This is a genomic window from Paraburkholderia sacchari (assembly GCF_000785435.2).
GTDB classification, from domain to species: Bacteria; Pseudomonadota; Gammaproteobacteria; order Burkholderiales; family Burkholderiaceae; genus Paraburkholderia; species Paraburkholderia sacchari.
Window position 1 is genome coordinate 116222 of record NZ_JTDB02000005.1, and the last position, 12529, is coordinate 128750.

The following is a 12529-nucleotide window of genomic DNA, read 5'->3' on the forward strand; positions in this document are numbered from 1 at the left end:
TTCTCACGGTGAAACGCCGAACAACTGAGCGACCACGCCGCGCAACCAGCGATTCCCAGCCTCCTGGTGATACCGCGCATGCCAGTGTTGCCTCACGGCAAACCCATCCACGGGAACCGGGCACGAATGAACGGCCAGATCGTTGGCCTGCGCGAGCGTTTCCCCGATGTGACGTGGAAGCGTGGCGATCAGGTCAGTGGTCTGGACGATCGTTCCGAGCCCCAGAAAACCCGGCAGTTGCAGCGCGACGTCGCGCTCGATCCGCTCGCGCGCCAGCGCCTGTTCGAGCAGTTGCGCACCAGTGCCCGATTCGATGGCGACGTGCCCCTCGGAACGGTACTGCTTCAAACCGAGTCGCCCGCGAACGCGCGGGTGATGCCGGTTCGTCAGGCACACCCAGTCCTGTAGATAAAGCTGCTGCTGGTAGATGCCACCGCTAAGCCACGGCACATAGCCGATCGCGAGGTCGGCTTCGCCCGATTCCAGCGCCCGTTCCGTGTTGCCGTCGATTCCCGCCGCTTCGAGCCGGATGCCGGGCGCCTGTGCGCGCACGTGCGCGAGCAGGCGCGGCAGCAGCGTGATATGGCTCGCATCGGTCATGCAGATGCGAAAACGCCGCTGCGCGGTGGCTGGATCGAACGCGATCTCCCACGCGACAAAGCGCCTGAGCGACTCGAGAATTTCGCGGCAAGGCCCGATCAGCGCGTCGGCCTGCGGTGTGGGCGCCATGCCGCCGGGCGTGCGAATGAAAAGCGGGTCCTGCAAATGCTCGCGCAGCCGCCCGAGCCAGATGCTGATGGTGGGCTGGCTCTGCCCCAGTTGCTCCGCGACGCGCGTGACGCTGCGCGTGTCGTAGAGCAGGTCGAAGAGTTGCAGCAGCTTCAGGTCGGGTAAATCGGGCGGCATCATGGTGACGGCCATTATTGTCTATTGCAATGACGCCATTGTAGTCATTGAATTGCCGATATAGGCGGCAACGCCTATCGTGTGCCTACACGTCAAGGAGAAGCTCAGTGAAGATTGCGATTCTCGGCGCCGGCGCACTAGGCTGCGCGATCGGCGCCACCCTCACGGAAGGCGGCCACGAAACCTGGCTGCTGGACCGTTCGCCCGCCCATGTCGACACGATGCGTCGCGACGGTCTGCGGGTCGACGACGAAAACGGCACGCGGCGCATTGCGGTGCGCGCCGCGACGCAGGCGAGCGAAATCGGCGAGGCCGACGTGGTGATCGTGCTGGTCAAGTCCTTCCACACGGACGCTGCGATGCGCGGCGCACTCGCGCTGATCGGGCCCGAAACACTCGTGCTGTCGCTTCAAAACGGACTCGGTCACGAAGACGTGCTCGCCGATATCGTGGGCCGCGAACGCGTGCTGGCTGGCAAGACGTATGTCGGCGGCGTGTTGCGCGGTCCGGGGCATATCCAGTCGGGCGTTACTGGCAAGGCGACCTATATCGGTGAACTAGATGGCCAGATCACACCGCGCGTGCAGGCGATTGCCGAGGCCTTCAACGCCGCCGGCCTGATGACCACGGTCAGCGACAACATCATGGGCACGATGTGGGACAAACTGCTCGTGAACGTCGCCACGGGCGCGATCACCGGTATCACCCGACTCACCTACGGTCAGCTTTATGAGGAGCCCTTGTTGAAGGCAACGGCGCTCGCGGCTATCGGAGAAGCAATGGCGGCAGCACAGGCGGCCGGCATCACCTTGTCGATGACGAACCCCGAGCAGGCCTGGACACTCGCGGCCGAAGGTCTCTCTCCCGCGTTCAAGACCTCGATGCTGCAAAGCCTCGAAAAAGGCTCGGTCACGGAGATCGATTTCATCAACGGCTCGGTGGTGCGCTGGGGACAACGGCTCGGCGTGCCGACGCCCGTCAACGCGACGCTGGTGGCATGCATCAAGGGCATCGAACGCGCGATGGCCGATGAGCAGCGCAAGGAGACGACGGCATGAGCGGCTCGAAGGCTTATCTGGAGCATGTCGCGATCTGGGTGAAGGATATCCGGTGGCATATCCGATTTTTCGAAGACGTGCTCGGCATGAGCATGCGCGAAGTCGACGGCAGCGTCGACGCGCCGCGCCAGTACTGGACGCTCGGTGGCCTGCAGTTCATTCATGCGCCGCAACACGAAGGTCCCGAAGGGCGCCTCGCGCATCTTGGCGTGATGTGTGAAGACCTGGAGGCGGCATTGGCTGCGGCCCAAGCCTATGGCGTTAGCGAAATGCCGCAAGGGCGCAACTGGCTGCGCCTGCCCGACGGCCTCGCCGTCGAACTGATTCAGGCCAGGCCCGCGTCGTGTGTCGCGCAGGCGCTGAGCATCAACCCGCGCGCGGAGACGTGAGCATGACGATCATCGACAAGTACTGGGACGATGCACGCGAAGGCGACGAGTGCGTAAGTCCGAATTACACCGTGACCAAGGAACGCATCCTCGCGTACGCCGACCTCACGGGCGACCATACGCCCGTGCACGTGGACGAGGCGTATGCCAACGCGAGCCACTTTGGCTGTCTCGTAGCGCATGGGCTGTTCGGGCTCTCGATTGCCGATGGCCTCAAGACCCAGAGCGACTATCGCTTCCTGCCCGGCATGTCGCTCGGGTGGACGTGGGATTTCCTGCTGCCTGTCAAGGTCAACGATGTGCTGCACGTGAAGTTTCGCGTCGGCGCCATGCGGCCCAGCAACAGCCGTCCGGGTTGGGGTATCGTCGTGCTTCCATCTGAGCTGATCAATCAGGATGACCAGGTAGTTCAACGCGGCGAGCATCGCCTGATGGTGCCGCGCAGGCCGGGAGCGTTTTGATGCAGGCACGTCCCCTCGAAGGCATACGCGTTGTCGACTATAGCCACTTCCTTGCCGGTCCCTATGTGGGCCGCTGCCTTGCGGCGCTCGGCGCCGAAGTCATCAAGGTCGAGCGGCCGGGCAGCGGCGACGCGGGACGCCAGCACGCCACCGTGCTCGACGACCAGCAAAGCGGCTATTTCCTGCAACTGAACATGGGCAAGCGCGGCGTCAGCGTCAACATGAAAGACGCGCGTGGCAAGGAGTTCATGCGCCGCCTGTGCGACTCGGCAGATGTGTTTGTCGAGAACTACCGCCCCGGCGCACTGGATAAACTCGGGCTGGGCTATGAGGCGCTATCGGCGCGCAATCCGGGCCTCGTCTACTGCTCGATCTCGGCATATGGCCATACGGGCCCCGACGCTCATCGTGCAGGCTTTGGCCTGATCGCGGAAGCGAAGAGCGGCATCATGCAGATGGTGGGCACGCCGGGCGAGCCGCCGCCGCTGCTGCGCATTTCGCTCGGCGACATGTACACGGGCATTCACGCGGTGGCGGCGATCAACGCGGCGCTGCTCGGGCGCGTGAAGAGCGGCCGCGGCCAGCACATCGACATGGCGCTGTACGACACGCTCGTCTCGATGCACGAGTACGCAGTGCAGTGCTACACGCTACGAGGCGTACTGCCGGAGCAGACAGGGCACGACATGCCGACCTCGACACTCTATGGCGTGTTTCGCGCCGCTGACGGCGACCTCGTGATCGCGGCGCAAGTGGACGACGCATGGAAGCGCCTCGCCGCACTGATCGAAGCGCATGGCGGGCCTGCCCGATTCGGCAGCGATGCGCGCTTTCACGATAGCGTGGGCCGCAACACGCATCGGCAGGCGATTCTGTCCGTTGTGCAGCCGTGGGTCTCCGCGCGGCCCGTCGCGCAGGTGCTTGAACTGCTGGATGGGATCGATGTGCCTTGCGCGAAGGTGCAGCGCATCGATGAGGTGCTCGACGATCCGCAGATCCAGGCGCGCGGCATGGTGGTCGAGCAGCATCATCTGCGTTACGGAAAGCTGCGTTTGCCAAATCTGCCGTTCCGCTTTTCTCATTGCGATACGACCATTCGCGACGTCGCGCCCGATCTGGGGCAGCACAACACGGAGGTCGCGCAATCGCTCGGCTTTTCCGGCGCCGAGATCGACGCGATGCAAAGCGAAGGCGTTCTCTACTCGAAGTGAGACACCATGACTGACCAGTATGCAGTGATCGGCAATCCGATCGGACACACGAAATCTCCGTTCATTCATGGCCTGTTTGCCGAGGCGGAGCAACAGGCGATGCAGTACGTCGCGATAGAAGGTCCTCTTGATTCCGGCGATGGCTTCGCGAGAGTCGTGCGCCAGTTCGCCGACGAGGGCGGCAAAGGCATGAACGTCACCGCGCCGTTCAAGCTGAAGGCCATTGCGCTTGCCGACGAACGCAGTGAGCGCGCGGCGTTGGCGGGCGCGGCCAATGCGCTCAAGTTCGAGAATGGCCGGATCATCGCCGAGAATTTCGACGGTATTGGCCTGCTGCGTGATATCGAGGTCAATCTCGGCGTACCGCTCGCTGGCAAACGTGTGTTGATGCTCGGCGCCGGCGGCGCGGCGCGTGGCGCGTTGCTGCCGTTTCTAGACGCAGGTCCCGCCGAACTGGTCATCGCCAACCGCGACGTGTCCAAAGGCGAGGCATTGGCGGGCCAGGTCGGGTCGCGTGGCGCCGCGTTGCGTGCTCGCGGCTATGGTGATCTGCCTGCGATGGGCCGTTTCGATCTCGTGGTCAACGCGACTTCCGCGAGCCTGACGGGTGAGTTGCCGCCCGTCCCGCCGAGCGTGTTCAGTCCCGATGGCACCGCGTATGAGTTGGCGTACGGCAAGCGGCTCACACCGTTCATGCGGCTCGCGCGCAATGCAGGCGTGCATGGCGTCGCCGACGGCGTGGGCATGCTGGTCGAGCAGGCCGCCGAAGCGTTTGCATGGTGGCGCGGCGTGCGTCCGCAAACGGCAGCCGTGATCGACCGACTCACCGTTCCCCTCGACTAGGTGTGCAAAGGAAACCTGAACGTCGTGATGCTTCACGGCATCAATCGCAGCATGTTCGGCAAGCGCGAGCCCGCGCAGTAAACTCACTTGCGCCATTCGTCTGAAATGGTTTCAATCGGAGAACGCGCATCCGACGAAACGTCACCAGGCGGCGAGCCAGCATTCGACCGGCTAGCGGGCTCGCCTAAGACCATGCTTCTGTCCGGGCCCCGTTGCACCTTGCTCAAGTCGCTTCAGGCGTCAGGCCGATTTGGCCGTTGTTTTTTCAATCTCCCCCGCGCCTCGGTCCGCAGCGATCGGCAGAACGCGACTCGTTGCGGAACTTCCCGTCGTCGGGCACCAAACGACGACATCCAGGTTACAACGGTCCAACCAACGCCTGGCCGCCGCTTTCGTCACTCAGGTGCGCCACTCATGTTCGTCACGCGTGACGTTCAACAGTCCCACGGACATCGAACCGAACAGTCGCTGCGCGTGAGGACCTTCATCGACTTCATGGTTGAGCGCATGGCCGGCAACCGGAACTTCTTCCTCGATTCGTCCGAGCTTCGCGCTTCGCGAGCACGTGGTTACACGGCGTTACGAGTCGCAGAAACCTGAACCTTACCCGCTCGCTAGCCGCCCAGACACGCGCGCAACGTCCTCGCGAGGCGGCTCGCTTCTGCGGCACTGGCGATGTTCGCGAAGCCCATCACAAGGCCACGCGGCGTGCGACGCGTGCGGGCATTGGCATACCAGATCGAAAGCGGCAGCACGGCGAGCCCCGCCTCGCGTGCGCGCGCGGCAACCGCAACGTCGTCGATCGGGCCATCATCAGGGCCTTCGACGAATTGCGCTGCGAACTGGATTCCCCCTGGCGGCAATTCAACGACCAGCCGTTCGCCGAACGCTTGCTCCAGCGCACGCACGATCAGCACGCGCCGCTCGGCATATAACGCGCGCATGCGCTTCAGATGCCGCGCAAAATGCCCCTGTTCGATAAAGTCCGCCAATGCGGCCTGCAAAAGGGTTGGCGATCCGGCGTTCATGCTGTGCGTCACTCGCCCGACGCGCTCCACGGCCCGTTCCGGCACCACCGTATACGCGAGCCGCAAGCCGGGGATCATCACCTTGCTGAATGTGCCGCAGTAGATCACGTGATCGTGCCGGTCGAGGCTCTTTAAAGCCGGCAATGGCCGTCCCAGATAACGGAACTCGCTGTCGTAATCGTCCTCGATGATCCAGCTCGATGCTTGCTCTGCCCAGTCCAGCAGCGCCATGCGCCGGGCGAGCGATAGCGTATGCCCGAGCGGGCTCTGGTGCGACGGCGTGACCAGCGCGAAGCGCGCCTGCGGTTCTAGCTGTATACCGCGTTCGACGTCGATTCCTTCTGCGTCCACCGGCACCGCGACGAGTTGCACGCCGGTTTCGGCGAGAAAACCGCGCGCGAGCAGATAGCCTGGATCTTCGTACCACACGCTGTCGTTCGGGCGGGCGAGACTGCGCAACACGAGCTCGAGCGTCGCACGGTAGCCGCCGGTCACGAACACCTGTTCCGGCAGGCAGGTCACGCCGCGCGACAGCCCAAGATACGTGGCGATGTGCTCGCGCAGCGGCCGGTAGCCGGCAGGATCCGGGTATGCGAGCATCGCAAGCTCGCCGCTGCGCGCGCGATTGGAAACGAGTCGGTTCCACAGCTTGACCGGGAATGCGTCGAGCGCGGGCAGCCCAGGTTGCAGCGGCCGCGGCTCGCCGCTCATGGCGGCGGCTATGGCGAGCTGACGCGGCGCCGGTCGAGCGCCGAGCGCTTCGCCCGGCGCTTGCGGAGTGGCCGGGCCCTTGGTGCTTTGCCTGCCGTTCGCATCGCTAGCGCTACGCGCACGCAATGAGCGCGTCATCGATGCCGGCAGCGAGGGCGACACGAACGTGCCAGCCGCACCGCGCATCTGGAGGTAGCCCTCGTCCACGAGGATTGTATAGGCCAGTTCGACCGTGCCGCGCGCCGTATTCAGTTGCGTGGCGAGGCTGCGCAACGCAGGCACGCGATCGCCGGGGCGCAGGTGCCCCGCGGCGATCGCCGTTCTGAACCGCTCGCAAATCTGCTGATAAATCGGCACGTGCTGCTGCCGGTCGATATCTATGGTGAATGCGGTGGGGGGCATGGTGATGAGCGTCCTGCCGGCAAGCGGCCAGGGGGCGGCAATGACTTGTCCTGGTCGAAACGACAATTCTTGGCACTTTTCGATAGCCCATGATCTTCTCACAATAGCCTTACGCAATGCGACGGCGGCGACCCCTTTAATTCGATGCTTAACCCGCCATGCTTTCGCGTTCACTGCCCCTCATCTGGAGAATGTGTCATGAAGATCGTCGTAATCGGTGGTACCGGTTTGATCGGCTCGCGCCTCGTCACGCTGCTTCGCGAGGCGGGCCATGAGCCACTCGCTGCGTCGCCGCGCAACGGTGTGAACGCCGTGACGGGCGAAGGCTTGAGCAACGCGCTAGCAGGCGCAGATGTCGTAGTGGATGTGGCGAATGCACCTTCGTGGGAACCTCAGGCGGTGCTCGACTTCTTCCGCACCTCGGCGCGCAACCTCGGCAAGGCCGAAGTGGCGGCAGGCGTACGCCATCATGTCGCTCTGTCCATCGTCGGCTGCGAGCGCACGCCAGAGAACGCGTACTTCGTTGCCAAGGTCGCGCAGGAAGAGGCGATCGAGGCCGCGGGCGTGCCATACACGATTGTGCGCGCGACGCAGTTCATGGAATTCATCGGCGCCATCGCCGACTACGGCACCGAAGGCGGGACGGTACGCGTTGGGGACGGACTGTTTCAACCGATTGCCGCGGATGACGTCGCTGCGACCCTCGCGCAGGTCGCTCTCGGGGCGCCGCTGAACAGCACGGTCGATATCGCCGGCCCAGACCGCGCGCCGTTCGCGGAGATCGTTTCGCGTTATCTGAAGTCGGTGGGCGATGCTCGTCCAGTGGAGACGGATCGTGATGCGCGCTATTACGGCGGTCACGTCGATGAACAATCGCTAGTCCCGCTCGGCGACGCACGAATCGGCCGCATCAGTCTCGACCAGTGGCTGGCGCAAACAAAGAAGGGGTGACGACAGGGATAGTCGTCAAGGCGTCTAGCAAGCTTGACTATTGCATCGTCGCGACCGCGCGCTCGAACCGACGTTACAACGACTGCGCAACGTTTGGATGAGGGGCCGCAAGTGTCCATACACCGTTAATCATTCCCGTCCGCAGGCAGCCATATAGCACCACGGGATCGACGATCGTCGATCCCGTGCATCGAATTTACGCTTTAATGCAGCTAGCCAAAGCCGCCTATGCCTTCAGCAACTCAGCCGCGAAAGAATTTGCGTGCGCTACGGCCTCTTGCGCGTTGAGGAATACACCTAGCTGCTCCCAGTGCTCTTCGACCGCGTAAGTTCCCTTGATGCCGAGTGCTCTCTGAACGCGCAATTGCGCCGCGTACCTGCCGTCCTCCAATGGTCGTGCTGTCGCAATCACCTTGTGCGGAAGGCCGGGTCTTTCCGGCTGAATCAACTGTACAGGACCGCCGGGTGCCCCGATATTATTTAACTCGTTCCTCGCGTTACAGTCCGGGCAGTAGAACCACCACGCCTCTTCGTCACGACTGAGTCGGACCTGCCCACGAGCCAGCACGGCACGACATTCAACGTTTTCACAGATGAACGGCATCGCAGTCTCCGGAGTTGTTTGAAGGAAAGCCTAGCATGTCTGCGGGCGGTCGACCATCGGCGATGGGCCGTGTCTGACGTCAAGGAGTCCCACGATTCCACAAGTGCCCACGCAGCGCCGCTGACCAGATCCGTATGACTAGCGCATGGACAGACCCTGCCGCGGCTGATTCGTCGAAAGCGTCAGCGAGTGCGCCAAAGGCGTAGCCGCTTCATCGAGCGCATCGAAAATACCCGAAACATCGCCACCTTGGTCAATCGCCTGCGCGCTAACAATCTCATCCCAGAAGGATTCCGAACCATATTGCAGACGCTGTGCATGCAGGCGCCGCGTATAAAGCTGGAGATCGGACTTCGCCGTACCGTTCGTCGCGCCCACGAGTCCATGCGCGCCGTTCGCGACCAGCGGTGCTGCACGGCTTGCGCGCGCCTTTGCAATTGCGGTGGCAAGACGCTGCTGCCCGCTGCGATGCGCGGCGCAGCCCATCTGCGCAGACGTGCGCGTGGCGGCAACTTGCTCGGCCATCGCGCTCAGTTGCTGCCGCACCGCTTCGACTTTGCCGGATTTCCCGGATGATTCATCAACCCGTTCGCGCCCATTGACATAATCGATCGTGATATCGAGCACGCGCTGCATCGCGCCTGCCATTGTGGCTGCCGTCACAAGCGCGCCCAACTCGGCGATGCCGCGCGCGGGCAGCGCGCGTGCCGTGCGCGGGTCGAAGCGCACGGTGGCGTCCAGTCCGTCGCCGTGTTTCTCCACGCAGGCCGTATCGAGCGAGACAAGGTACACCCCTGCCACGGTCTCGACCACGATTGCATCGGCCACCTGTCCATAAGGCACGAAGGCCATGCGTTGCGTGGAGTCGGCAATCGCCAGCGCGATAGGGCCGCGTGGCGCTTCCACCCGTGCGGCGGCCAGCAGATGGCGCGCGAGCATCGTGTGCGCGGCGGGCAACGGCAAAGCGTGCTGGCCGAACGCGAACAGCACGCCCGCTGCCTCGGCGAGCGGCAAGTCGGCGCCGCCTTGCGCTTTGGGCACGAGCGCGTCCAGGAGTCCCAGTGTTTCGAGTTGCCGCCAGAGTTCGCGACCCGCGCGGCGGTTGTGCGCCGCCTCCACGCCGCGCACGAATTGCGGTGTGCAGAGGCTGGCGAGCACCGCTTGCGCCGAAGCGGTCAGCATGTCGTCCATGTGTTTCTCCCCTGGATTGGCGTCGAGCTTTTTTGCGGGAGGCTCGCGAGCGCTACCCGAGTCCGTCCGATTCTAGGATCGTGGTCAAGGCCAGGCAACATGAAAATATTGGCGCAGCAATGATTCGTGCTTTGTGTAAGGCCTCGTATCGTTGCCGAGTCGTTGAATTCCCGTTGATTCGCAAAGGGAAATCGCCTGCCGCCCCGGATCTTCGGGGTATACGCCAAGGCCGTTCCGATTCGCGCATCAGTCCATTTCGAAATTGGAAATGACCTTATATGCGTTGTCTGCGGTCAGGCTTCGCAGAGTAGTTGCATATGCAATTGGTGGATGGCTTTCGGTGAAGGCGTCGGGCGCGGCAGAGGGTTTTCCCTGGGCGCCGCAATATCAAAACATCGAGTGACCTGTTACCACCGAATCAGGTTCCGTATCGACAGACTGGTCTCCGCGCTTGCGCGGAGCGCAACCATAGACAGGCAGTCAACCAGCAACGCACGCCTTATTCCGCAAAGGACAAGAAAAGATGGCATCAAGCATTAAAAGAAATACGCAACCCACAACTGGTCAGGAATCCTACTGGGGTAACGTGAGGCCCACTCCAGAACAAATCAAGCTCATTAACTCGAGCCCCACATTGCAATCCCAACTGGCGGATTACAGCGCAGCAGTGAACTCGGGAAAGTTGCAGCCATTTTCGACGGGTAAAGCCCCCGGCACCTACTTCGATGCGGGGAATAATATCGTGTTCGGTCCCGACACCACCCAGTCAGACACAGTTTTCGTAGGGGCCATGTCGCACGAACTCGGTCATTTTGAAAACCAGAACAACGATCAGGCGTTCGCATCCCGCTATCAGGTCAACGTACACGATCCTTACGCCTATAACGTAGCCGCGTTGATTGGAGCGCATGGCGAAGGCGAGGCGGTATACAACAACTGGAAAGCGCGGCAAGAAGTTCTCGGGGGAACCGCTACGCCCGACAACCCCGGAACCCGGATTGCTTTCGAAGTAGCCGATCAAAACACCCAAAAGCGCTTCGACGATCAACACGCCGCCGACGTTATTGCCGGAAAGTCGGACGATCAGGATCGCAACCAGTTGATCACGCTAGGGATGAACGACTACGTCAACGGCAATCCCAGCACGGCGCCGGGCAAGACCTATTACGCTTATTACGGATCGGCCAGCGGTGCGCCGGCGCCAGAGCCCGGCGCCTCTCCGCTCGTGAGTTTCTCCGGCGACGACAAAGGCGACATCACGTCCATGACAGAGTGGTGGCCCTCCGGAAACGTCGACACGCAGAGGTTCGAGAACGGCAAGATTCAGTCATCGCAGAAGGTGTCCGCCGACGGCACGTTTCTCTCGACGGCGACCTACCGCTACGGACCGGATGGCAGCTATTCGGTCGACGTCAAGGACGGCAATCGTGGGCCTGAGTACACCTTAGGGGGAGCGCAGCAAGCCGGCACGCCGTCCCAGCCGCCGGCACAGAATCAATCGGCGAACCCGGGTGGAGCGTCGGGCGATGGCGGCAAACAGCAGGACGTCTCGTCGCCCGAGGCGCAACGGCAGCAGCCTCAGGTGGAGCCGCTGGCTGCTGCCTCGCACGAGAACGCGGGTAATGCGCCTGAAGTTTCCGCGGACAAAGGACAGGACGCTTCGCCTCCGGTCGACGCCGGCTTGCAGGGCGGGGCGTCCAAAGAGCCCGCGGAGGCTCCTGAAAATTCGCCCGAGCAGCCACCGGATACCGCCAGCGACTTGCACTCTTCGCAAGAGAATGAAAGCGCCTCGCCGGAGCCGGCGAACGCGGGCGGCGCATCAGAGCAATCGGCGTATGCGCCCTCGGACCCCGGCACCCAGACAACACCGGATCATTCCGGCCAGCAGGCCCCCCGTCTGGCGACGTCTAAGCAATTGATCGACCGGGACGCGGCGGCGCTATAACACCAGCCAGACACAGACCTCGGATCGCTGCGCGATGCGGCGCGCCGCTGGTCCCCCGCCAACCGCCCTCGCTGGCTCTACAGCGCGGGCCGGTTTGGCGCGACAATAAACAGATCATTCTCATAGGGCGCGCGGCCAGCACACCGTTAGCGCCCGCCTACCCGTGGAGCCGCCATGTACGTCCCAGCCCATTTCGACGAGTCCCGCACCGATGTCCTGCACGCGCTCATCGCGCAGCATCCGTTCGGCACGCTCGTCACGCACGGCGCAAACGGCCTGGACGCCAATCACATTCCATTCGAACTCCTTGGCAATGAAGGCGCGCTCGGCACGCTGCACGCGCACGTCGCGCGTGCGAATCCGCTCTGGCAGGAGGTGGCCGATGGCGGCGAAGTGCTCGCCATCTTCCGCGCCGGCGACGCCTATGTTTCGCCCACCTGGTACCCGAGCAAACACGAGACGCACCGCCAGGTGCCCACCTGGAACTATGTCGTGGTGCACGCGCACGGCCGCATCCGCATTCGCGACGACGAAAAATTCGTGCGTGGCGTGGTGGCGCGCCTCACGCGCACCCACGAGGCGAACGAGGCCACGCCCTGGAAAATGGGCGACGCGCCGCAGGACTATCTCGACACCATGCTCAAGGCCATTGTGGGCCTGGAGATCGAGATCACGCGTCTCGTGGGCAAGCGCAAGCTCGGCCAGAACAAGGAGGCGCGCGACATACACGGCGCGGGCGATGCGCTGGTGGCGCGCGGCCACGAGGACCTGGGCTTGCAGATGCTCGAAATTGCCGCGCGCAAGGCCGAGCAGGGCTGAAGCGCGCCGC

Annotated in this window: 13 protein-coding genes; 9 read left to right on the plus strand and 4 right to left on the minus strand. The window is 63.3% G+C overall.

Features of this window, described 5'->3' with window-relative positions; all coding sequences use genetic code 11:
• Window positions 1-3: 3 nt before the first annotated feature.
• Entirely contained in the window at window positions 4-909 is a 906-nt protein-coding gene (locus NH14_RS18935) for a LysR family transcriptional regulator (protein ID WP_035524966.1), read from the minus strand.
• A 104-nt stretch (window positions 910-1013) separates the two neighbouring features.
• Between NH14_RS18935 and NH14_RS18940 the strand changes: the two genes are divergently transcribed.
• From NH14_RS18940 to NH14_RS18965, 6 genes are all read left to right on the plus strand, one after another.
• Window positions 1014-1964 carry a ketopantoate reductase family protein gene (locus NH14_RS18940; protein WP_035524362.1) on the plus strand — a complete coding sequence of 317 codons (951 nt, stop codon included), beginning with the start codon at window positions 1014-1016 and terminating at the stop codon, window positions 1962-1964.
• Window positions 1961-2353 (plus strand): VOC family protein, encoded by a 393-nt coding sequence (locus NH14_RS18945; protein WP_035524364.1) that lies wholly within the window; start codon window positions 1961-1963, stop codon window positions 2351-2353. The genes NH14_RS18940 and NH14_RS18945 overlap by 4 nt, the downstream gene beginning before the upstream one ends.
• Before the next feature lie 2 nt (window positions 2354-2355).
• On the plus strand, window positions 2356-2814 hold the full coding sequence (locus NH14_RS18950; protein ID WP_035524367.1) for a MaoC family dehydratase: 459 nt from the start codon (window positions 2356-2358) through the stop codon (window positions 2812-2814).
• Entirely contained in the window at window positions 2814-4025 is a 1212-nt protein-coding gene (locus NH14_RS18955; protein WP_035524369.1) for a CaiB/BaiF CoA transferase family protein, read from the plus strand. Before NH14_RS18950 ends, NH14_RS18955 begins: the two co-directional genes overlap by 1 nt.
• 6 nt (window positions 4026-4031) lie before the next feature.
• Window positions 4032-4868 (plus strand): shikimate dehydrogenase, encoded by an 837-nt coding sequence (gene aroE / locus NH14_RS18960; protein ID WP_035524371.1) that lies wholly within the window; start codon window positions 4032-4034, stop codon window positions 4866-4868.
• Between the two features lie 414 nt (window positions 4869-5282).
• A complete protein-coding gene (locus NH14_RS18965) occupies window positions 5283-5468 on the plus strand; it encodes a hypothetical protein (RefSeq protein WP_084225256.1) in 186 nt (61 codons plus the stop codon).
• 14 nt (window positions 5469-5482) lie between these two features.
• Here NH14_RS18965 and pdxR read toward each other — a convergent pair whose 3' ends face one another.
• The gene (gene pdxR / locus NH14_RS18970) at window positions 5483-7009 is read right to left on the minus strand and encodes a MocR-like pyridoxine biosynthesis transcription factor PdxR (RefSeq protein WP_035524373.1); all 1527 of its coding nucleotides are present in this window, start codon (window positions 7007-7009) and stop codon (window positions 5483-5485) included.
• 198 nt (window positions 7010-7207) lie between these two features.
• Here pdxR and NH14_RS18975 point away from each other — a divergent pair, with 198 nt between their 5' ends.
• The gene (locus NH14_RS18975; protein WP_035524376.1) at window positions 7208-7960 is read left to right on the plus strand and encodes an SDR family oxidoreductase; all 753 of its coding nucleotides are present in this window, start codon (window positions 7208-7210) and stop codon (window positions 7958-7960) included.
• A gap of 226 nt (window positions 7961-8186) precedes the next feature.
• Here NH14_RS18975 and NH14_RS18980 read toward each other — a convergent pair whose 3' ends face one another.
• Both NH14_RS18980 and NH14_RS18985 read right to left on the minus strand, forming a co-directional pair.
• Window positions 8187-8564: a hypothetical protein gene (locus tag NH14_RS18980; protein ID WP_035524380.1), complete on the minus strand. Its 378-nt coding sequence runs from the start codon at window positions 8562-8564 to the stop codon at window positions 8187-8189.
• A gap of 138 nt (window positions 8565-8702) precedes the next feature.
• Window positions 8703-9755 (minus strand): acyl-CoA dehydrogenase family protein, encoded by a 1053-nt coding sequence (locus NH14_RS18985; protein ID WP_052147914.1) that lies wholly within the window; start codon window positions 9753-9755, stop codon window positions 8703-8705.
• Window positions 9756-10389: 634 nt separating this feature from the next.
• On the opposite strand from NH14_RS18985, the gene NH14_RS18990 reads away from it, so the two are divergent.
• Both NH14_RS18990 and NH14_RS18995 read left to right on the plus strand, forming a co-directional pair.
• Window positions 10390-11700: a hypothetical protein gene (locus NH14_RS18990; RefSeq protein WP_152617100.1), complete on the plus strand. Its 1311-nt coding sequence runs from the start codon at window positions 10390-10392 to the stop codon at window positions 11698-11700.
• A 174-nt stretch (window positions 11701-11874) separates the two neighbouring features.
• A complete protein-coding gene (locus NH14_RS18995; protein ID WP_035524386.1) occupies window positions 11875-12519 on the plus strand; it encodes an FMN-binding negative transcriptional regulator in 645 nt (214 codons plus the stop codon).
• The last annotated feature ends 10 nt before the right edge of the window (window positions 12520-12529 follow it).